Consider the following 19,956-nt stretch of genomic DNA (forward strand, 5'->3'; position numbering starts at 1 on the left):
AGCTCGACGGAAACGGGTACGTCCACATTCACCGCGAGTCCGCCAGCGGGTCACCGACGCCGAAGTAGCCCTCGGTCCAGAGATCGCCCAGCGCCCCGCCGGCTTCCAGCATCGCTGTCACCCTCGGCAGGTCGGCAGCGCGCCGGACCCGTGCGTATCCGTCCTCGCCGCGATACATCGTCCACAATTCGTCCGGCCGCACCGCGTCGACGAATCTCGGCGAATGCGTCGCCACGATGATCTGCCCCGACGCGGTTCCCCGCCGGAAGTCCTCCGCGAGGGGATAGTGCAACTTGGGGTGGACGTTGTTCTCGGGCTCCTCGACCGTGAGCACGGACGCTCCGGACCGCCGGATCGCCACGAGCTGCGCGAGCAGTTTGAGCGTCCCCTCCGAAACCGCGTCCGACGGCGCGGTCTCGTCGAAGGTGCGATCCTTGAGCCGGATGAGCAGCCGCCCCTCCGCCGTGTGCTCGACGCGCACCGACTCCAGCTTCGGCACCAGCCGACGCAGGTCCCGGATCAACTCGTCGTACTCGCCGGTGCCCTCCAGATCCCGGAGTACCCGCACGAGGTCCGCCCCGTCCGGTGCGCGCCAGAGCGAGTTCCGGCTGCCCGTCACTCCGGCGGGTACCCCCGCACGAACCCGCGCGACGTCGATATCGACGTTTCGCCAGCCGAGAACGAACTGCCGGAACCTCTTGATCCCGTCGAACCTCGACAGCCGGCCCAGCGTGTCCAGCGCGAGCAGATCGCCCTCGATGACCTCGCGCGTACGACCGTACACGGCGCCGCTCCCCCCGGCGAAGTCCAGGAGCGGTTGCCAGTCGGTCTGTCCCGCCGCCCGCTGTTCCAGGATCTCGGCCACGGGCGTGGTGTCGTCCACCGCCAACCGCAACCGATAGCGATACCGGTGTTCGACCGGGGCGAACCGGCATTCGACGGTCACCTCCACCGGCCCTGACGAGCCGAAGGAACGCAGTGCCGAAAGCCCGCCCCGCCGTGCCGCCGCGGAGCCCACTCCGTCCTCCACGGCGTCCGACAGAAAGGCCAAGACGTCCAGGACCGTGGACTTGCCGCTGCCGTTCGGCCCGAGAAGGACCGTCAGCGGCATGAGTTCCGAGAACGTGACGTCACGGAGTACCCGATAGTTCCGGACGGCCAGCCCGGTGATCACCGGTCCATCGACCAGTGGCCTGTTCATGACTTCTTTTCCATCAGCGTCACGAATTCGTCGAAGAGCGGCGCGGCGTCGTGCGGGCCGGCGGCCGCCTCGGGGTGGTACTGCACCGAGAACGCCGGGACGTCGAAGGCGCGCACACCCTCGACCGTGTCGTCGTTCGGGCAGTAGTGCGAGATCTGCGCGGCGCCGTAGGGCGAATCGAACCGCTGACCGGGCTCGCCCTCCAGCGCGAAACCGTGGTTCTGCGCGGTGATCGCCACCCGGCCGGTCGCCACGTCGATCACCGGGATGTTGATGCCCCGGTGCCCGTAGCGCATCTTGTAGGTCCCCAGTCCCAGCGCGCGGCCGAGGATCTGGTTGCCGAAGCAGATGCCGAACAGCGGGATCTCCCGCTCCAGCACCGCCTTCGTCAGCGCCGTCGCGTGCGCGGTGGTCGCCGGGTCGCCGGGGCCGTTGGACAGGAACACCCCGTCCGTCTCCAGCGCCAGCAGCTCCTCCACCGGCGTCGCCGAGGGCAGCACGTGCACCTCGATGCCGCGCGCGGCCATCAGCCGCGGCGTGTTCGACTTGATCCCCAGGTCCAGCGCGGCGACGCGGAACCGGCGCTCGCCCTGGGCTTCCACCACGTACGGCTGGTCCGTGCTGACCTCGCCGGCCAGGTCGGCGCCCTTCATCTGCGGGCTCGCCAGCACCTGCGCGACCATGTCCTCAGTGGACACCAGCGCGTCACCGGAGAAGACTCCCGCGCGCATCGCGCCGCGCTCCCGCAGATACCGGGTCAACGACCGGGTGTCCACTTCGGAAATTCCGACCACGCCCTGCCGCGCCAGCTCGGCGTCCAGCGTCCGCGTGGCCCGCCAGTTCGACGGCGTACGCGCCGGATCCCGCACCACGTAACCGGAAACCCAGATCCGCGCCGACTCGTCGTCCTCGTCGTTCCAGCCGGTGTTGCCGATCTGCGGTGCCGTCTGCACCACGATCTGCCGGTGGTACGACGGATCGGTCAACGTCTCCTGGTAGCCCGTCATGCCGGTGCAGAACACCGCCTCGCCGAGCGTCCGCCCGCGCGCGCCGTAGGCCGCGCCGCGGAACACCCGGCCGTCTTCCAGTACCAGCGCGGCCGGGGTGCGGGCGCCGTTCACGGTGCTCACTGGGCACCTCCCTTGATGTCGTGATCGGAAAGCTGTTCGATCCACTGTGGATAGTCGTCGAGATCGTCGCCGCGGAACCCGGTGTCCAGCTCGGCGTCACCGAGCCGCCAGGTGAGCACGAGCAGCGCGTCGGTGCCCATCACCTTCCCGGCGATCGCCCTGTCCCGGCGGATCCCGGTGACCGACTCGCGCGGGATCCAGAAGTCCGGCCCGCCGGACCGCTCGACCGCGATCCCGCCCGGGTGCAGCCGCCAGATCGCGCTCGTGCGCAGCCCGGCGCCGCGGGTGACGACACGGTCCTGCCAGTGGCCCGCGAAGATCGTGCTGACGTAGAGGCCCTGTGACTCCAGCAGCACCTCGCCGGGCTCGGCGGGAGCCTCGGGAAAGGGCGGCACCCGGACGCTCTGCTCGCGGGACTTGCGCCGCCAGCCGAGCCAGCAGCCCCACAGGCACAGCAGGAAGAACGCGACCAGCGCGAGGATGAGAAGAAACCGCTCCATCAGGCAATCTTCCCTTCCCGCGCGGTGATCCGCCCGCGCAACAGCGTGGCGGTCACCACGCCGGGCAGGCGCATTCCCTCGTACGGGGTGTTGGCCGACACGCTGGCCAGCTCGGGCCCGCGCACGGTCCACTCGGCGTCCGGGTCGACGAGGGTGAGGTTGGCGGGCTCGCCGACCTCGATCGGGCGACCGTGGTCGGGCAGGTTCCCGATCTCCGCGGGCCGTTCACTCATGACGCGGGCCACCCCCCGCCAGTCGAGCAGCCCGGTGCGGACCATCGTCTCGGCCACAATGGACAGTGCGGTCTGCAGGCCGAGCATGCCCGGCCGGGCCGCGCTCCACTCGCAGTCCTTGTCCTGCACCGCGTGCGGCGCGTGGTCGGTGGCCACGCAGTCGATGACGCCCTCGGCGAGCGCCGCCCGCAGCTTCTCCGCGTCGGTTCCGGTGCGCAGCGGCGGGTTGACCTTGTTCACCGGGTCGTAGCTCGTCAGGCGCTCGTCGGTGAGCAGCAGGTGGTGCGGGGTCACCTCGGCGGACACCCTGGTCCCCCGGTCCTTCGCCCAGCGCAGCACGTCCGCGGTGCCCGAGGTCGAGACGTGACACACGTGCAGCCGCGCCCCGGCGTGGAAGGCGAGCAGGCAGTCCCGCGCGACGATCGACTCCTCCGCCGAGGCCGGCCAGCCGGTGTAGCCCAGCCGCGCCGCGCGCTCCCCTTCGTGGGCCTGCGCGCCGACGGTCAGCCGCGGTTCCTCGGCGTGCTGCGCGATCACCACGTCCAGCGAGGTCGAGTACTCCAGCGCCCGGCGCATCAGCAGCGGGTCGGCCACGCACAGGCCGTCGTCGGAGAACACCCGGACGCCCGCGGCCGAACGGTTCATCGTGCCCAGCTCGGCGAGCTTCTCGCCCTTGAGCCCGACGGTGACCGCGCCGACCGGGTGTACGTCGACCAGTCCGACCTCCCGGCCGCGCCGCCACACGTGCTCGACCACGACCGCGTTGTCGGCGACCGGATCGGTGTTGGCCATGGCGAACACGGCGGTGTAGCCGCCGAGCGCGGCGGCGGCGGACCCGGTCTCGATGGTCTCGGTGTCCTCACGGCCCGGCTCGCGCAGGTGGGTGTGCAGGTCGACGAACCCGGGCAGCAGCACCTGGCCCCCGGCCTCGATCACCTCGGCGCCGTCCGGCACTCGGACCGACCCGATGGCGGTGATCACCCCGTCCTCGACGAGGACGTCGACCGGGTCGCCCTCGCCGTACGGTCGGGCACCCTTGATCAACACGGGGCTCACGCGATGTTCCCTTCTTCACTGGCGAGGAGGTGGTAGAGAACAGCCATCCGCACGTGCACGCCGTTGCGGACCTGTTCGGTGATGACCGAGGCCGGGGAGTCGGCGACCACCGAGGCGATCTCCATCCCGCGCAGCATCGGCCCGGGGTGCAGCACGATCGCGTGCTCCGGCAGCAGTTTCATCCGCTTTTCGTTGAGGCCGTAGGCGATCGAGTACTCCCGCGCGGACGGGAAGAACCCCCCGTGCATACGCTCGGCCTGCACGCGCAGCATCATCACCGCGTCGACCGCGGGCAGCTCGGCGTCCAGCTCGTGCGAAACGGTGACCGGCAGGCTCTCGACGCCGTAGGGCAGCAACGTCGGCGGGGCCACCAGGACGACCTCGGCGCCCAGCGTCGAGAGCAGGTGGATGTTCGAGCGCGCGACCCGGCTGTGCAGCACGTCGCCGACGATCGCGATCCGCCGGTCCTTCAGCGAGCCGAGCCGCTCGCGCAGGGTGGCGGCGTCCAGCAGCGCCTGCGTCGGGTGCTCGTGCGTGCCGTCCCCGGCGTTGACCACGGCGGTGCCCGCCTCGGCCAGCCAGCCGGACAGCCGCTGCGCGGCGCCGGAGGCGGGGTGGCGGACGATCACGCAGTCGGCGCCGGCGGCGGCGAGGGTGAGCGCGGTGTCGCGCAGCGATTCGCCCTTGTTCACCGAGGAGCTGGACGCCGAGACGTTGATCACGTCCGCGCTCATCCACTTCCCGGCGATCTCGAACGAGACCCGGGTGCGGGTCGAGTTCTCGTAGAACAGCGTGACGACGGTGCGGCCGCGCAGTGTCGGCAGCTTGCGGACCTGGCGGCCGAGCAGCGTGTGCTTCAGCTCGTCGGCGGTGTCCAGGACGGCGGTGGCCAGGCCCGCGTCCAGTCCGTCGGTGGCGAGCAGGTGTTTCACTGACCTTCTCCTGGTGCTTCGGCTGGGCGGAGCAGGACCGCGTCCCGGCCGTCCGTTTCGGACAGCAGCACGGACACGCCCTCGGCGCGGGCGGTGGGCACGTTCTTGCCCACGTAGTCGGCCCGGATGGGCAGCTCACGATGGCCGCGGTCGACCAGCACCGCCAGCTGGACCGCGCGCGGGCGGCCGTGGTCGCGCAGCGCGTCGAGGGCGGCGCGGATGGTGCGGCCGGAGAACAGCACGTCGTCGACCAGGATCACCACCCGGTCGTCGATCCCGGCGGGCGGCAGCTGGGTCTGCTCCAGCGCGCGCGGCGGGCGGCGGCGCAGATCGTCGCGGTAGAGGGTGACGTCGAGGGCGCCCGTCGGCGGGCGGATCCCGGAGAACTCGGCCACGCGCTCGGCGAGCCGGGCGGCCAGCGGCGTGCCCCGGGTGGGGATGCCGAGCAGCACCGGCGGAGCAGCGTTTTCCTCGCGCCCGGAACCGAGCGCGGTCTTCTCGATGACCTGATGGGCCATCCGGGCGATGGTGCGCGCGACATCACCGGCCGACAGGAGCTCGCGCTCCCCGGCCGGGCCTGCCGCGTCACGCGGGCGTGACGACACAGCGGACTCCTTCCCCGCCTCGCTGGACGGGTCCTTAAAGGACGTCGATCTCCTGCTTACCGAGGAAATCGCACCGACAGTAGCAGGAGGACCCGCTCAGCCTTACGGGTGGTGTGCCGCACTCCGCCACCAGGTCTCCCAACCTTCTGCTTGACCTGGTGACAACTATGCGTAACCATTACTCTGAGTATTCGACTCGAGAAGTCCCCTGGACCGGTCATCCCGGCCGGGCAGGGGGTGAAGAAACGGAGAACCACCAGATGGGCGATTACGCCAAGGCGCTCGGGGCCAAGCTCCGCGGTATCCGCCAGCAACAGGGCCTGTCCCTGCACGGGGTCGAGCAGAAGTCCGGCGGCCGCTGGAAGGCCGTCGTCGTCGGCTCGTACGAGCGTGGCGATCGAGCCGTCACCGTCCAGAAGCTGGCCGAGCTGGCCGACTTCTACGGCGTGCCGGTGGTCGAACTGCTGCCGGAGGGCCGGGTCCCCTCGGGTGCCGAGCCCGCCACCAAGATCGTCATCAACCTGGAGCGGCTCCAGCAGCTCCCGGCCGAGAAGGTCGGACCGCTGGCCCGGTACGCGGCCACCATCCAGAGCCAGCGCGGCGACTACAACGGCAAGGTGCTGTCCATCCGCACCGAGGACCTGCGGTCGCTGGCCATCATCTACGACATGACCCCCGGCGAGCTGACCGAGCAGCTCATCGACTGGGGAGTGCTGCCCCCCGAGGCTCGCCCCTCGAAGGAGGACTGATCGGGCTCTGCTTGAGCGTTTTCGGTTGTGGGGAACCGAAAACGCTCAAGCACGTGGTGGTTCAGAGCACCGCGCGCAGCCGGTCGGCGATGGTGCCGATGCGGCCGAGCACCCCGTTCACGAAACGGGGCGAGTCGTCGGTGGAAAGCGCCTTCGCGAGGCCGACCGCCTCGTCGATGGCGACCGCGTCCGGCACGTCCGCCGACCACAGCATCTCGTAGACCCCGACCCGCAGCACCGCCAGGTCCACCGGCGGCATCCGCTCGATCGTCCAGCCGTGCGCGTGCTCCGCGAGCAGCTCGTCGATCTGGTCACGCCGCCCGGTGACACCCTCGACCAGTTCGATCGTGTAGTCGCCGATCGGGTCGACCTCGATCGCCCCCACCCGCTCGGACAGCAGGGTGACCGCGTCGGCCTCCCGCTGCCCGGCTTCGTACAGCATTTCCACGGCCCGCTGCCGGGCCTGGCGGCGGCTGATCGGCCCGCCGCGCTTTGGTTTCGGTTTCGGCGTCCCGTCCATCAGTTGGAGACGCGGCCCAGATAGCGGCCGTCACGGGTGTCGACCTTGATCTTCTCGCCGGTGCTCAGGAACAGCGGGACCTGGATCTCCGCGCCCGTCTCCAGCGTGGCCGGCTTGGTGCCGCCGGTGGAGCGGTCGCCCTGCAGGCCGGGGTCGGTGTGCTGCACGACGAGCTCGACCGAGGTCGGGAGCTCGACGTAGAGCGGGTTGCCCTCGTGCACCGCGACCTGGACCTCGGTGTTCTCCAGCAGGTAGTTCGCGTTGTCCCCGACGACCTCGGCCAGCACGGTGATCTGGTCGTAGGTGTCGCCGTCCATGAAGACGAAGTCGGCGCCGTCCTTGTAGAGGTAGGTCATGTTCCGGCGGTCGACGGTCGCGGTGTCCACCTTGGTGCCCGCGTTGAACGTCTTGTCGACGACCTTGCCGGTCAGCACGTGCTTGAGCGTGGTGCGGACGAACGCGCCGCCCTTGCCCGGCTTGACGTGCTGGAACGCGGTGACGGTCCACAGCTGGCCCTCGAGGTTGAGGACGAGCCCGTTCTTCAGGTCGTTGGTGGTGGCCACGAGCTTGCAGTCTCCTGTATCGGTGTGTCCCCGCGGCCGTTAGAGGGCCACGAGGTCCTTCGTGCTCTGGGTGAGGAGCTCCGGCTCGCCGTCTCGCACGACGAGCGTGTCCTCGATGCGGACGCCACCCCGGCCGGCGAGGTAGACGCCGGGCTCGACGGTGACCGCCATACCGGCGGACAGTGTACCGACGCCCGTGGTAGCGAGGCTCGGCGCCTCGTGGACGTGCAGGCCGACGCCGTGCCCGAGCCCGTGCCCGAAGTGCTCGCCGTGCCCCTCCCCGGCGATCACCGACCGCGCCGCGGCGTCCACTTCGGACACCTCGGCGCCCGGCCGCACCGCGGCGGTGCCCGCCGCCTGGGCGCGGTGCACGAGGTCGTAGAGGTCACGCTGCCAGCCGGCGGGCTCGCCGAGCACGAACGTGCGGGTCATGTCCGAGTGGTAGCCCTCGACGGTGGCGCCGAAGTCCAGCTTCACGAAGTCGCCCGCGGTGAGCACCGCGTCGCCGTACTGGTGATGCGGAATGGCGGAGTTCGCGCCGGTGGCCACGATCGACCGGAACGACGGCTCGGACGAGCCGTGCTCCAGCATCCGGTTCTCCAGGTCCCTGGCCACCTCGCGCTCGGTGCGTCCGGCGCGCAGTCCCCCGGCGGCGACCAGATCGGCCAGCGCGCGGTCGGCCGCGGCGCAGGCGGCACGCAGCGCGGCGACCTCGGTGTCGTCCTTGACCGTCCGGAGCCGCTCGACCAGGCCGGGAGCCCGGACCAGCTCGACGGCGCCAAAACCCTCCTTGAGGGACTCGTGCTGCTCGACGCTGACGTGCTGGCTCTCGAACCCGGTGCGGCCGTAGGTCCGCCGGGCGGCGGCCGCGCGGGTGGCCAGTGCCGCCGCGCTGGCCCGGTCCAGCACGCGTTCGAGATCCGGGACCTCGGCCGAGGACTGGGTGTCGTAGCGGCTGTCGGTGCAGAACACGGTGTCCCGCTCGCCGCCGGTGTGCACGAGCAGGGCGGCGTTGGATCCGGTGAACCCGGTCAGGTACCGGATGTTGGTGAGGTCGGTGACGAGGATCGCGTCGACCCCGGCCCCGGCGAGCAGCTCGCGCAGCGCGGCGCGACGGCGTGAATGGGTTTCGGCCACGCCACCAGCCTAGTGGTGCCGCTCCCCTCCTTTGGTGGTGTTCCCCGCGCCCGGATCTCCCTCGCGGACGAGCGCCCCAATGTGGCATTGGGTGCTCCGCTCCTTGCCCCCACCACCACCCTCAACGGAGACGCTCCGCGTCCAGCCCCCATTCCACGCACCGAACGCCACATTGGGTGCGTCCAGCGCAGCGAATGCCACATTGGGGCGCATGGGCCACCCGGTTCCGGGCGCCTACACTGCCAAGATGCCTGGCTGGTTGACGCGGGGGCTGGTGATGGCGCTGGTGCACGGCGCCGCCGTCACGGTGCTCGCCAAGTACTCGGTGTACCACCCGACCGACCAGGCCTTCCCGATCTCGCTGGCACTCGCGCTGCTGGTCGGCGCCGCCGCGCTGTGGGGGGCCGTGGACGCCTGGCTGGACCGCCCCGACCGCGGCCGGAACTGGTTCGTCGCCGCGCTGGTCACCGGGCCGGTCGCGGGCGTGCTCTACGTGATCGGGCGGGCGGTGTTCGTCGACCAGACCGGCGCCTCCGAGCTCGGCGGGGCGCTCACCGGCGGTGCCGCGTTCTCCGCGCTGCTCGTGCTGGTCCCGGCGGGTCTCGGGCTGTTCGTCGGCGGGCGGATCGGGCGGGGGACGCGCGCCGCTCAGCCGCCCAGCGAGGACGCCCGCGGGTAGGCGTCCCACCGCGCGGGCGGGATCTCCACGACCGCGGAGTCGTTGGCCGCGACGACCCCGGCGTCGGGCAGACCCCACAGGGTGTCCCGGTCCAGCAGGACGCCGAGCGCGCGCCCGTCGGCCTTGACCACCGTCGCCCCGGCGCGCAGCCGCGCGGCGAGGGGGAACCCGGACGCGGGGGCGATCGGGTGCTCGGCGACCTGCCCGGCCAGCGCGACGGCCACCGCCCGCCGGTCGACCCGCACGAGCTTCCCGCCGCGCACCAGGTCCATGGTCCGCTCCGGCGAGGGCATCGCGAGCCCGTCGAAGGTGATCGCGGTCCGTTCGGGAGAGGAGCAGCCCCCGGCGCCCCGCACGTCGAGGCCGAAGTGCCGCAGCCCGGTCGGCGCGCCGCTGGCGTCGAGGCCGGTCGCGCGCACGACGTCGAACGGGACCCGGTCGCAGGGCGCGGCGACGTCGAGCGGGGCGTGCCCGTCCGGGCGCCGGACGAGGCCGGGGCCCTCCTTCCAGTCGCCGCCGATGACGAGCGGGCGGTAGGGCTGCTCGGTGAAGTCCTTCGTCCAGAACGTGAGGGTGGTGCCTTCGGCGGTCTCGTGGGCGATCACGAACGCGTTGAGCGCGCCCGACCACATCAGGTCGGCGCTGAACCCGTCCACGATCGACCGCTCCCGTGGCGCGGCGGTGGAGGGCACCGGGCCGAAGCCACCGGGCCCGAGTGCCTCGACCCCGGTGGCGAACGCCGGATCGTGCGACCGGACGAGGAACTGGCCCGCCCCGTTCCAGCCCGCCGCCCTGCCGGTGGTGTCGGTGAACATGAGGTAGAACCAGCCGTCGAGGTACACCACCGAGGGCTGGCCCGCGCCGTAGACGTTGTCGCGGTGTGTGTCGTGCGACGGGGACAGGATCGGCCGCCCGCCCGCCGCGCGGGTCCAGTCCACCCCGTCCTGGCTGGTGGCGAGGCCGACGGCGTTGCCGAGCGCGTGATCGCCCGCGGCGCCGGTGTAGTACAGGTAGTAGGTCGTGCCGATGCGCAGCACCGAGGGGTCGCAGGTGTGCATCCCGTCGAAACCGCCGGGCGCGCCCGACAGCACCGCGGCGGGATCGCCGCCGCCGGGGCCGGTGAAGGGCCCGTCGGCCGTCGGGGCCTCGGCGTAGAGGATGTCGTCGCCGGGCGGGGGCGCGCTGCCGTACTGGCTGCACCACCACATCCGGGTGCGCCCGCCGTCGAGCATCACCGACGGGACGTAGTTGTACACCGCGTCCTGGCCGCCCGCGGCGACCACGCCGGCGCTCTGCCGGGGATCGCCGGTGGCCAGCCGGGTGTCGGCCACCTTCGCCTGGCTCGGCGCCGTCTGCGCCACCGGTCTGTCCACTTGGGACTGTGCGTAGCCGTCACCGCACCCGGCGAGGAGGACACAGCCGCACAGGGCTGCGGACAGGGCGCTGGCGATTCGCCCGCCCCCACGACGAATCGGACGCACGATCGCCGAGTGTAGCGATGACTCACCTGGTCGAGTGACCCCGGCAGTGGGTCACTCGATCGCGACGAGTTCGACCTCGAACCCGTCTTCGTTCTCCAGGTACGCGGCGTAGTGCTCGTCGCCGCCCGCGTGCGGGTACCGGTCGGCGAACAGCGGGCGCCAGCCGTGCGCGGCCGATCCGGCGGCGAGCGCGTCCACCCCGTCCCGGGTGGCCACGTGCAGCGCGAGGTGGTTCAGGCCGGGCCGGGTGCGCTCGTGCGCGGTGCCGCTCAGCGCCGGGGACCGCTCCACCACCAGGTACGTGGCGCCCAGCCGCCAGCTGACCCCGGCGGACCAGCGCTGGTACTCGCGCCAGCCGAGCGCCGTCAGCAGCCAGCCCCAGGAGCGTTCCGCGCGGGCGAGGTCCGGCACCCACAGTTCGAGGTGGTGCGGGCGGCCGTGCGCGGAGGGCAACGCGGCGAACACCCGGTGTGGCATGCCCTCGTATTCGTGGCCGCCGACGTCGAGAAAGCCCAGCCGCCGCAACACTTTCCGGCTCGCCGCGTGGTCTTCGCGCGCGAGTGCCCACACCGCGGGCAGGCCGAGCGTGCCGAACCCGTGGTCGAGCAGGGCCCGCGCCGCCTCGGTGGCCAGGCCCTGACCACCGTGCTCGCGGGCGAGGTAGTAACCGATCGACGTGACGCCTCCCGGCAGCCGCCGAGACGGGCTCAGATGCGCGAGGCCGACGAACTCGCCGTCGCGGTCGATCGCCCAGTGCCCCTGCCCCGCCGGGCCGTCGTAGGACAGCCGGCGGTCCATCATGGCGCGCAGCTGCCGGGGATCGGTGAAGTCGTGGACGAGGAACCGGCTCATCTCCGGGTCGGCGAAGACCCGGGCCGCCGCGGCGGTGTCCGCCTCGGTGAGCGCGCGCAGCCGCAGCCGCGCCGTGACGAGCTCCGGGACACTCACCGGGTGTGGTCGGCGAGCCAGCGCAGGGCGAGCCGGTAGCCGTCCACGCCGAGCCCCGCGATGACGCCGGTCGCGATGTCGGAGAGCACGCTGTGGTGCCGGAACGGCTCGCGCTTGTGGACGTTGGAGATGTGCAGCTCGATCAGCGGCGCGGTGAGCTGGGCCGCCGCGTCGCGGACCGCGATCGAGTAGTGCGTCCAGGCACCGGCGTTGAGTACCACCGGGACGCCGCTGTCGGCCGCCTCGTGCAGCCAGCCGACCAGCTCGCCCTCGTGGTCGGTCTGCCGGACGTCGACGTCCAGGCCCAGCTCGGCGCCGGTGTCGACGCACAGCGCGATGAGGTCGTCGTGGGTGGTGGAGCCGTAGACGTCCGGCTCGCGCTTGCCGAGCCGCCCGAGGTTGGGTCCGTTGAGCACGAACGCCTTCACAGCAGCACGCTCCCGCCGCTCTGCTCCCCGGCCGCGACCGCCGAGTACGCGGCGGCCAGCAGTGCCGGGTCGGGGCCCTCCAGCCTGCCCGGCTTCGCCAGCCCGTCGAGGACGACGAAACGCAGGACCCCGGAGCGGGTCTTCTTGTCGCCCTTCATGGTCTCCAGCAGCTGCGGCAGCGCGGTCGGGTCGTAGGTGGTGGGCAGCCCGAGCAGGCGCAGGACGGCGGCGTGCCGCTCGGCCGTCGCGTCGTCGAGCCGCCCGGCGAGGCGGGCCAGCTCGGCGGCGAACACGAGCCCGACACTCACCGCCGCGCCGTGCCGCCAGCGGTAGCGCTCGCGGCGCTCGATGGCGTGACCGAGGGTGTGGCCGTAGTTGAGGATCTCGCGCAGATCCGCCTCGCGCAGATCGGCGGCGACGACATCGGCCTTGACCTGGATGGAGCGGCGGACCAGCTCACCCAGCACGTCGCCGGTCGTGTCGACCGCGGCGGCCGGGTCGGACTCGATGAGCTCCAGGATCTTCGGATCGGCGATGAACCCGGCCTTGACGACCTCGGCCATCCCCGCGACCAGCTCGTTCGGCGGCAGCGTCTCCAGGGTGGCCAGGTCGACGAGGACCGCGCTCGGCTCGTGGAACACCCCGACGAGGTTCTTGCCCGCCTCGGTGTTGATGCCGGTCTTGCCGCCGACCGCCGCGTCGACCATGCCCAGCAGCGTGGTCGGCACGTTGACCAGCCGGACCCCGCGCATCCAGGTGCCCGCGACGAACCCGGCGAGGTCGGTGACCGCGCCACCGCCGAGGCCGACCACGACCCCGCGGCGGTCGAGGCCGATGCGGCCGAGGACCTCCCAGCAGAAGCTCGCCACGGTGAGCGCCTTGCCGTCCTCGGCGTCCGGGATCTCGACGCGGTGGGCGTCGAGCCCGGCGGCGATCAGCTCCTCGCGGACGGTCTCGGCGGTGGTGGTCAGCGTCGGCGGGTGGATCAGCGCGATCTTCGACGCGTCCCGCAGCTGGGCGGTGAGCTCGTCGAGCAGGCCGCGGCCCACCAGGACGTCGTACGGCTTCGCGGTGGCGACCGGGATACGGACCGGGTCGGACATCGTGCTCCTTTTCTCAGTTCGGCCGTCGTTCGGCGGCGAGCCCCTCGATGCGGGCCGCGAGCAGCTCCACCAGTTCCTCCGGGGTGCGCTCGTCGGTGTCCACCTCGATCGTGGCCACCTCGCGGTACACCGGGACCCGCGCGTCGAGCAGTGCCTTGTAGGTCGCCCGGGGGTTGACCCCGGCGAGCAGCGGGCGCGCGGTGGACAGCCCGGTGCGCCGGATCCCCGCCGCCATCCCGACGTTGAGGAAGACGACCGTGTGCGCGGACAGCCGGGCCCGGGTCCCTGGCGTGATCGGCGCGCCCCCGCCGAGGGACAGCACGCCGACGTGCTCGGCGAGCGCCGCCGCGACGGCCTCCTCTTCCAGCGCGCGGAAGGCGGGCTCGCCGTCCTCGGCGAAGATGTCGGTGATCGCGCGCCCGGCGCGGGCGACGATGTCGTCGTCGGTGTCGCGGAAGGCGACGCCGAGCCGGGCGGCCAGCAGCGGGCCGACCGTGCTCTTGCCCGAGCCCGGCGGCCCGACGACCACCGCGCGCGGGGTCACCAGCGCTCCTCGAGCGCCTTCAGGTAGGCCTGCGCGTTGCGCCTGCTCTCGTCCAGCGAGTCGCCGCCGAACTTCTCCAGCGCGGCGTCGGCGAGCACGAGCGCCACCACCGACTCCAGCACGACCCCGGCCCTCGGGACCGCGCAGACGTCGGAGCGCTGGTGGATCGCGACCGCGGGCTCACCGGTTGTGACGTCCACAGTGGACAGTGCCTTCGGGACGGTCGAGATCGGCTTCATGGCGACCCGCACACGCAGCGGCTCGCCGTTGGTGATGCCGCCCTCCAGCCCGCCCGCGCGGTTGGACCGCCGGGTGACCCCGACCGGGCCGGAGCCGCGGTCGATCTCGTCGTGGGCCTGGCTGCCCCAGCGGCGTGCCGTGGTGAAGCCGTCGCCGACCTCGACACCCTTCATCGCCTGGACGCCCATGAGCGCGCCCGCGAGCCGGGCGTCGAGCCTGCGGTCCCAGTGGACGTGCGAGCCGAGACCCGGGGGCAGGCCGTAGACGATCACCTCGATCACACCGCCGACGGTGTCGCCCGCCTTCCGCACCGCGTCCACCTCGGCGACCATCGCCTCGGTGCCCTCCGCACCGAAGGCACGGACCGGGCTCTCGTCGATGGCGGGCAGGTCCGCCGCGGTGGGCAGCGGGCCCGCCGGGGCGTCGGCGCCGCCGATGGACACCACGTGGCTGAGCACCTCGATGCCGAGCAGCTGCCGCAGGTAGTTGCGCGCGACCGTGCCCAGGGCGGTACGCGACGCCGTCTCCCGCGCGCTCGCCCGCTCCAGCACCGGCCTGGCCTCGGCGAAGCCGTACTTCTGCATGCCGGGCAGGTCGGCGTGCCCCGGCCGGGGCCGGGTGAGCGGCTCGTTGCGGGCGAGCCCGGCCAGCTCCTCCGGATCCACCGGATCGGCCGCCATGACCTTCTCCCACTTGGGCCATTCGGCGTTCTCGATCTGGACCGCGATCGGGCCGCCCTGGGTGAGCCCGTGGCGCACCCCGCCGAGAAACTCGATGTGGTCGGTCTCGAAGCCCATCCGGGGACTGCGCCCGAAGCCGAGCCGGCGCCGGGCCAGCTGCTCGGTCACGTCCGTGGTCGTGACGCCCACACCGGCGACCATGCCTTCGAGCACGGCGGCGAGTGCGGGGCCGTGTGATTCACCCGCGGTGATCCAGCGCAACACCCGACGATCCTGTCACGTCGCCACGACCGGGCGAGCAAGGACTCCCCGGGTTCGGCTCTCCGGCGGGCACCCGCGCCGTCCGGTTCCGGTCAGCCCAGGCCCGCCCCCGATCCCGCCGGTGGCAGGAGCGCGCACAGCCAGGCCGCGGCGAGCAGGCCCGGCCCGTGCGGGACCGCGCCCGCGGACGCCCGGCGGCACATCGCGAGCGCCACGCTGAGCAGCGCCGCCGCTACCGCGCCGAGGACGAGGGCCGGCCAGCCCACCGCGGCGAGCACCGCGCCGAGGACGCCCGACAGCTTCACGTCGCCGGCGCCGAGCGACCCGGGCGCGCGCAGGTGGACCAGCGCGTGCGCACCGCCGAACACCGCCGCCCCGGCCAGCGCCCGGACCGCCGGGCCCGGGCCGCCGCCCGCCACCGCGGCGACCGCCAGCACGAGGGCGAACGCCGGGTACGCGGGCAGGGTGAGCACGTCCGGCAGCCGCAGATGCCGCAGATCGGCCAGCGCGAGCGGGACGGCGAGGACGGTCAGCAGGCACGGCACCGGGAGCCACCAGCCCGGACAGCCACCGGACTGCCAGCGCCAGCAGACCACGCCAAGGCCCAGCGCGGTGAGCCCCGCCGCGGACGGCACGGCGATCGGCGCGCCCGCCCGGCGCAGCAGGGCGGCGGTCGCCGGGGCGAGGGCGGCCCCGGCGGCCGTGAACAGGAGGAGCAGCAGTACGCGGTACACGTGATCCACGCTGCCCCGGACCACCTCACCAGGGCAAACCCCGGACGGCGCGAGTGGACCGCTCGTACCGTTTCCGGCCCGGGTTCACCCGTTGGATGACTCTCGGCGGCGCTCAGCGGGGCCTCAGTGCCGTGAAGGACTCCTTCACGGCTCGCGGCACAGGACCAGCCAGAGGGCCGCGCACCGATCGTTCCGAAAGGGAGTGAACCGGACGGGCGCGGCGTCCGTGTCCACGGGTATGACTGCCGAACCACACTCCCGCCGTTCCGTCCTCAGCGCGGGCGCCGCCGTGGCGGGCGCCGCGGTGGGCGCCGCCGCGCTGGCCGCCTGCGGCTCGTCGGGCACCGCCGCCGCACCGGACACGAAGAAGGCCCAGCCCGCGCCCGGCGGGCCGCTCGTCGCGCTCGCCGACGTACCGGTCGGCGAGGTCAAGGCCGCCAAGGGCCCCGACGGCTCGGACATCGTCGTGGCCAGGACCGCGGAGAACACCGTGGCGGCGTTCAGCGCGATCTGCACGCACCAGGGCTGCACGGTGACACCACAGGGCACCGAGCTCAAGTGCCCGTGCCACGGGTCGGTGTTCGACGCGCGCACCGGCGCCGTCAAGCAGGGACCGGCGAAGAAGCCGCTGGCCTCGGTGCCGGTCAAGATCGACAACGGACAGGTCGTCACCGGCTGACCTCTGTCCTCTGTAGACATTCCACAAGGGACGGACAGGGCCGTCCCGGCCGCTCGGCGGAGCGTCGGGGCGGCCCTCCCGCACGTCCGCCCCGGGCCTTCGACGAAAACGGGGCCCCTCCGCACGGAGGAGCCCCGTTCCCTCGGTCTCGTCCGGACGCTCAGGCGTCCCAGGTGAACACTCGGTCACCCGCCGCGACGTCGCCCTCGGCCAGCGCCGAAAGCACTTCGGCCTGCGCGTCGAGCGCCACGACCGGGACGATCGCGGAGTACCCGGCCTCGGCGACCGCAGTCGGGTTCCAGCCGACGATCGGCTGCCCGGCCCGCACCCGCTCACCCTTCACGACGTGCAGGGTGAACCCTTCGCCCTTCTCCTTCACCGTGTCGATGCCGAGGTGGACCAGCACGGCGCGGCCGTCCTCGCCCGCCACCACGAAGGCGTGCGGGTGCAGGGTCATGATGGTGCCGTCGATCGGCGCGACGGCGTCGGCGGGCCCGGCCGCGGGCTGGACCGCGATACCGGGGCCCACCATGGCCTGCGCGAACACCGGGTCGGGCACCTCGGTCATGGCCACCGCGCGCCCGGCGACCGGGCTCCGTACCTCCAGGCTCACAGCAGATCCTCGATGTCGCTGGCGATGTTGTCGGCCTCCGGCCCGACGATCACCTGCAGGGCCGTCGAGCCCATCTTCACCACGCCCATCGAACCGGCGGCCTTGAGCCCCGCTTCGTCGACGAGGCTCATGTCTTCGACCTCACACCGCAGGCGGGTGATGCACCCCTCGATCTCGGTCAGGTTGTCCGCGCCGCCGAGCGCCGCGAGAATCTTTTCCGCCCTGTCATCCGCCATCGCGGTCTCCTTGTTCCCTGTCGGTTTTCCACCTGGGGCGAAGCTGACGATCCAGCTGTACTACGCCGTTCGTCGGCATGCACCCCACCGCTGGCCACGAACGCATAACGGTGGTTGACACCCGCTCGTGCGGCGGAGCATCCTGCCCCATCAGACATTGGTCTAGACCGGAACGTACCAATCTTCCGGCCCGGACGCGAGCACCGGCCCCAGCGGCCTTCGACGAGGAGGGTGACGTACATGAGCGCGGCCGCGCCCGTCCCGCCACCCGATCGGGTCGTCAACGGACCGACCCCGAAACACGCCCAGCTGCGCGAGATCCTGCGCCGGACGGTCGAGCGGGAACTGCCGCCCGGCGCGCCCATCCCGTCCGAACGGGACCTCGCCCAGCGCTACGGCGTCTCCCGGCTGACCGTGCGCTCGGCAATCGGCAAGCTGGTCGAGGAGGGCCTGCTCGCCCGCGTCCGCGGCAAGGGCACCTTCACCGCGGCCCGCCGGATGGAGCTGCAGGTCTACCTGATGTCGTTCACCGACGACATGCGCCGCCGCGGGCTGACCCCGGCGACCGAAGTGGTCTCGACCTCATTGGAGGTTCCGCCGGTCACTTCCGCGCAGGCGCTGGGCCTCGCCGGTGGGGTGCCCGCGCACCGGCTGGTCCGGCTGCGCCGCGCCGACGGCGTCCCGCTCGCGGTGGAACGCGGCTGGTACCACGCGGGCCGCACGCCGGGCCTGCTCGATCTCGACCTGAGCCGCTCGCTGTACGCACAGCTCGCGGACAACTACGGAGTGCGGCCCGACCACGCGTGGCAGACGGTCTGGGCCGAGTCCGCGGACCGTGAAACGGCGCGCCTGCTCAACATCAGGGCGGGCAGCCCGCTCCTCGTCTTCCGCAGGGTTTCCAGTTCGAACGGGGAACCCGTGGAGGACATGACTTCCTGGTACCGGGGAGACCACTACCAGGTGACTATGCAGTTGGACCGGAACGCCCCGGATTCCGGCCATCAACCCCATGGAGGTAATCGATGAGCGCCACCACCGCGGAGGGGGCGAAGAGCAAGGGCGGAGGCGGACTCGCCGGGCTCCAGCGCTTCGGCCGCAGCCTCATGCTCCCTATCGCCACCCTGCCCGCAGCCGGTCTGCTCAACCGCCTCGGCCAAGAGGATCTGCTCGGCAAGAAGGGACTCGGCTGGGACAAGGTCGCAGAGGTCGTCGGAGGAGCGGGCAGCAGCCTGTTCAACTGGCTGCCGCTGCTGTTCGCCGTCGGCATCGCGGTCGGGTTCGCCCGCAAGGGTGACGGCTCGACCGGTGTCGCCGCCGTTGTCGGCTGGGTCGTGTTCAACGCCGTCGTGCGGGTCTTCGCGCCGGTCAAGGAACTGGACGGCTACAAGTACGGTTGGGAGTTCAATCCGCTCAACTGGCCCTACAGTGTGCTGGGCGGCGTGATCGTCGGGCTGGTGACGGCGCTGCTGTGGCAGCGGTACCACCGGATCAAACTGCCCTCGTGGCTGGCGTTCTTCGGCGGGCGCCGGTTCGTACCGATCATCACCGCGCTCGCGATGATCGTTATCGGCGTGGTGTTGGGTCTGCTGTTCAAGTACGTCGACCAGGGCATCCACGCCGTCGGCGAGGCGGTGATGGGCTCCCCGGTCGTCGGTGGCGGTATCTACGGCCTGCTCAACCGGCTGCTCATCCCGGTCGGCCTGCACCAGCTGCTGAACGTGCCGGTGTGGTTCGTCTTCGGCGGCGGTGACCTGAACAACTTCTTCGGCCACGTCCAGGGTTCCGGCTCGTTCATGACCGGGTTCTTCCCGATCTTCATGTTCGCGCTGCCCGCCGCGGCGCTGGCGATCATGCAGTCCGCCAAGCCGAGCCAGCGCAAGGTCGTCGGCAGTGTGATGATCGCGGCCGCGCTGACCGCGTTCGTCACCGGTGTCACCGAGCCGATCGAGTTCTCGTTCATGTTCGTCGCGTGGCCGCTGTACGTGTTCCACGCGGTGATGACCGGTATCTCACTGGCACTGGTCAACGCGCTGGGGATCAAGCTCGGTTTCTCCTTCTCCGCCGGGGCGATCGACTTCGCGCTCAACTCCACATTGGACACCGCGCACAAGGCGTGGCTGCTGATCCCGATCGGCCTGGTCTTCGCGGCCATCTACTACGTGGTGTTCCGCTGGGTCATCACCAAGTGGAACCTGCGCACACCGGGCCGTGAGGACGACTCGATCGAGGCCGACCTGGACCGCACGGCCGCGAAGTAGACTCGGACCGCACGAGAAGCAAGACGAAAGAGGACGAACAATGCCGGAGAAACGTGTCACCGTGGCGAGCAAGGTCGGCCTGCACGCCAGGCCCGCCGCGCTGGTCGCCAAGGCGGCCGCCGCGCAGCCCGTCGCGGTGCTGATCGCCAAGGACGGCGGCGACCCGGTGGCCGCCGGCAGCGTGCTCAACCTGATGACGCTCGCCGCCGGACACGGCGACGAGGTGATCATCAGCGCCGACGGTGAAGGCGCTCAGGCCGCCGTCGACGCGGTCGCCGAACTGGTCGCGACCGACCTCGACGGGTAGGCCGCCCCGGGGTAGCTGCACGAGCCGTGCGGGATGCGTGGACCACGCATCCCGCACGGCTCTGTCGTTTCCGGCGAGCCGCCGTCGCGTCACTCCCCCGAAGCCGAACCCGTCCGGAACCGACGTCGGACCGGTCGAC

The 19,956-nt window shown here is 72.0% G+C and carries 24 protein-coding genes; 6 read left to right on the top strand and 18 right to left on the bottom strand.

The genetic code is table 11. The features are described 5' to 3' along the window. Positions 1-28: 28 nt before the first annotated feature. Genes ABD987_RS04395 through pyrR form a run of 6 tightly spaced genes read right to left on the bottom strand, consistent with a single transcriptional unit; the run spans position 29 to position 5,657 of the window. Positions 29-1,201, bottom strand: coding sequence for an AAA family ATPase (locus ABD987_RS04395; RefSeq protein ID WP_345387165.1), 1,173 nt, complete (start codon positions 1,199-1,201; stop codon positions 29-31). Beyond that, entirely contained in the window at positions 1,198-2,331 is a 1,134-nt protein-coding gene (gene carA / locus ABD987_RS04400; RefSeq protein ID WP_345387167.1) for a glutamine-hydrolyzing carbamoyl-phosphate synthase small subunit, read from the bottom strand. The genes ABD987_RS04395 and carA overlap by 4 nt, the downstream gene beginning before the upstream one ends. After that, positions 2,328-2,831, bottom strand: coding sequence for a PH-like domain-containing protein (locus ABD987_RS04405; RefSeq protein WP_345387169.1), 504 nt, complete (start codon positions 2,829-2,831; stop codon positions 2,328-2,330). The genes carA and ABD987_RS04405 overlap by 4 nt, the downstream gene beginning before the upstream one ends. Beyond that, positions 2,831-4,120: a dihydroorotase gene (locus ABD987_RS04410; RefSeq protein ID WP_345387171.1), complete on the bottom strand. Its 1,290-nt coding sequence runs from the start codon at positions 4,118-4,120 to the stop codon at positions 2,831-2,833. The genes ABD987_RS04405 and ABD987_RS04410 overlap by 1 nt, the downstream gene beginning before the upstream one ends. Then, positions 4,117-5,052 (bottom strand): aspartate carbamoyltransferase catalytic subunit, encoded by a 936-nt coding sequence (locus tag ABD987_RS04415; RefSeq protein WP_345387173.1) that lies wholly within the window; start codon positions 5,050-5,052, stop codon positions 4,117-4,119. The genes ABD987_RS04410 and ABD987_RS04415 overlap by 4 nt, the downstream gene beginning before the upstream one ends. Further along, positions 5,049-5,657: a bifunctional pyr operon transcriptional regulator/uracil phosphoribosyltransferase PyrR gene (pyrR, locus tag ABD987_RS04420; protein WP_345387175.1), complete on the bottom strand. Its 609-nt coding sequence runs from the start codon at positions 5,655-5,657 to the stop codon at positions 5,049-5,051. The genes ABD987_RS04415 and pyrR overlap by 4 nt, the downstream gene beginning before the upstream one ends. A 260-nt stretch (positions 5,658-5,917) precedes the next feature. On the opposite strand from pyrR, the gene bldD reads away from it, so the two are divergent. Next, positions 5,918-6,406, top strand: a complete 489-nt coding sequence (bldD, locus tag ABD987_RS04425; RefSeq protein WP_003096372.1) for a transcriptional regulator BldD — start codon at positions 5,918-5,920, stop codon at positions 6,404-6,406. Positions 6,407-6,467: 61 nt separating this feature from the next. Here bldD and nusB read toward each other — a convergent pair whose 3' ends face one another. From nusB to ABD987_RS04440, 3 genes are read right to left on the bottom strand one after another with little or no spacing between them, the layout of a single operon-like run. Then, complete coding sequence (gene nusB, locus ABD987_RS04430) at positions 6,468-6,926, bottom strand: transcription antitermination factor NusB (protein ID WP_345387177.1); 459 nt, start codon at positions 6,924-6,926, stop codon at positions 6,468-6,470. Beyond that, positions 6,926-7,489, bottom strand: coding sequence for an elongation factor P (gene efp, locus ABD987_RS04435; protein ID WP_345387179.1), 564 nt, complete (start codon positions 7,487-7,489; stop codon positions 6,926-6,928). Before efp ends, nusB begins: the two co-directional genes overlap by 1 nt. A gap of 39 nt (positions 7,490-7,528) precedes the next feature. Beyond that, positions 7,529-8,626 (bottom strand): M24 family metallopeptidase, encoded by a 1,098-nt coding sequence (locus tag ABD987_RS04440; RefSeq protein ID WP_345387181.1) that lies wholly within the window; start codon positions 8,624-8,626, stop codon positions 7,529-7,531. Positions 8,627-8,903: 277 nt separating this feature from the next. On the opposite strand from ABD987_RS04440, the gene ABD987_RS04445 reads away from it, so the two are divergent. Continuing rightward, positions 8,904-9,305, top strand: coding sequence for a B-4DMT family transporter (locus ABD987_RS04445; protein ID WP_345388243.1), 402 nt, complete (start codon positions 8,904-8,906; stop codon positions 9,303-9,305). On the opposite strand, the gene ABD987_RS04450 is transcribed toward ABD987_RS04445, so the two are convergent. From ABD987_RS04450 to ABD987_RS04480, 7 genes are all read right to left on the bottom strand, one after another. Beyond that, complete coding sequence (locus ABD987_RS04450) at positions 9,275-10,744, bottom strand: glycoside hydrolase family protein (protein WP_345388245.1); 1,470 nt, start codon at positions 10,742-10,744, stop codon at positions 9,275-9,277. The genes ABD987_RS04445 and ABD987_RS04450 overlap by 31 nt on opposite strands. 93 nt (positions 10,745-10,837) lie before the next feature. Next, on the bottom strand, positions 10,838-11,734 hold the full coding sequence (locus ABD987_RS04455; protein WP_345387183.1) for a GNAT family N-acetyltransferase: 897 nt from the start codon (positions 11,732-11,734) through the stop codon (positions 10,838-10,840). Beyond that, positions 11,731-12,162 (bottom strand): type II 3-dehydroquinate dehydratase, encoded by a 432-nt coding sequence (aroQ, locus tag ABD987_RS04460; protein ID WP_345387185.1) that lies wholly within the window; start codon positions 12,160-12,162, stop codon positions 11,731-11,733. The genes ABD987_RS04455 and aroQ overlap by 4 nt, the downstream gene beginning before the upstream one ends. Continuing rightward, positions 12,159-13,265, bottom strand: a complete 1,107-nt coding sequence (aroB, locus tag ABD987_RS04465; protein ID WP_345387187.1) for a 3-dehydroquinate synthase — start codon at positions 13,263-13,265, stop codon at positions 12,159-12,161. The genes aroQ and aroB overlap by 4 nt, the downstream gene beginning before the upstream one ends. A gap of 13 nt (positions 13,266-13,278) precedes the next feature. Then, the gene (locus ABD987_RS04470; RefSeq protein WP_345387189.1) at positions 13,279-13,809 is read right to left on the bottom strand and encodes a shikimate kinase; all 531 of its coding nucleotides are present in this window, start codon (positions 13,807-13,809) and stop codon (positions 13,279-13,281) included. Further along, positions 13,806-14,993: a chorismate synthase gene (gene aroC / locus ABD987_RS04475; protein WP_345387191.1), complete on the bottom strand. Its 1,188-nt coding sequence runs from the start codon at positions 14,991-14,993 to the stop codon at positions 13,806-13,808. The genes ABD987_RS04470 and aroC overlap by 4 nt, the downstream gene beginning before the upstream one ends. Before the next feature lie 89 nt (positions 14,994-15,082). Continuing rightward, a complete protein-coding gene (locus tag ABD987_RS04480) occupies positions 15,083-15,724 on the bottom strand; it encodes a prepilin peptidase (RefSeq protein ID WP_345387193.1) in 642 nt (213 codons plus the stop codon). A 238-nt stretch (positions 15,725-15,962) separates the two neighbouring features. On the opposite strand from ABD987_RS04480, the gene ABD987_RS04485 reads away from it, so the two are divergent. After that, positions 15,963-16,403 (top strand): Rieske (2Fe-2S) protein, encoded by a 441-nt coding sequence (locus ABD987_RS04485; protein WP_345387195.1) that lies wholly within the window; start codon positions 15,963-15,965, stop codon positions 16,401-16,403. Between the two features lie 160 nt (positions 16,404-16,563). Here the strand turns inward: ABD987_RS04485 and ABD987_RS04490 are convergent, their stop codons facing one another. After that, positions 16,564-17,016, bottom strand: a complete 453-nt coding sequence (locus ABD987_RS04490; RefSeq protein ID WP_345387197.1) for a PTS sugar transporter subunit IIA — start codon at positions 17,014-17,016, stop codon at positions 16,564-16,566. Continuing rightward, on the bottom strand, positions 17,013-17,303 hold the full coding sequence (locus tag ABD987_RS04495; RefSeq protein WP_345388247.1) for a PTS sugar transporter subunit IIB: 291 nt from the start codon (positions 17,301-17,303) through the stop codon (positions 17,013-17,015). Before ABD987_RS04495 ends, ABD987_RS04490 begins: the two co-directional genes overlap by 4 nt. 189 nt (positions 17,304-17,492) lie before the next feature. On the opposite strand from ABD987_RS04495, the gene ABD987_RS04500 reads away from it, so the two are divergent. From ABD987_RS04500 to ABD987_RS04510, 3 genes are read left to right on the top strand one after another with little or no spacing between them, the layout of a single operon-like run. After that, the gene (locus ABD987_RS04500; protein WP_345387199.1) at positions 17,493-18,278 is read left to right on the top strand and encodes a GntR family transcriptional regulator; all 786 of its coding nucleotides are present in this window, start codon (positions 17,493-17,495) and stop codon (positions 18,276-18,278) included. Continuing rightward, on the top strand, positions 18,275-19,510 hold the full coding sequence (locus tag ABD987_RS04505) for a PTS transporter subunit EIIC (protein WP_345387201.1): 1,236 nt from the start codon (positions 18,275-18,277) through the stop codon (positions 19,508-19,510). The genes ABD987_RS04500 and ABD987_RS04505 overlap by 4 nt, the downstream gene beginning before the upstream one ends. A gap of 40 nt (positions 19,511-19,550) precedes the next feature. Beyond that, the gene (locus ABD987_RS04510; RefSeq protein WP_345387203.1) at positions 19,551-19,817 is read left to right on the top strand and encodes an HPr family phosphocarrier protein; all 267 of its coding nucleotides are present in this window, start codon (positions 19,551-19,553) and stop codon (positions 19,815-19,817) included. Positions 19,818-19,956 lie beyond the last annotated feature (139 nt).

The organism is Amycolatopsis samaneae, from assembly GCF_039541975.1.
Classification (GTDB): Bacteria; Actinomycetota; Actinomycetes; order Mycobacteriales; family Pseudonocardiaceae; genus Amycolatopsis; species Amycolatopsis samaneae.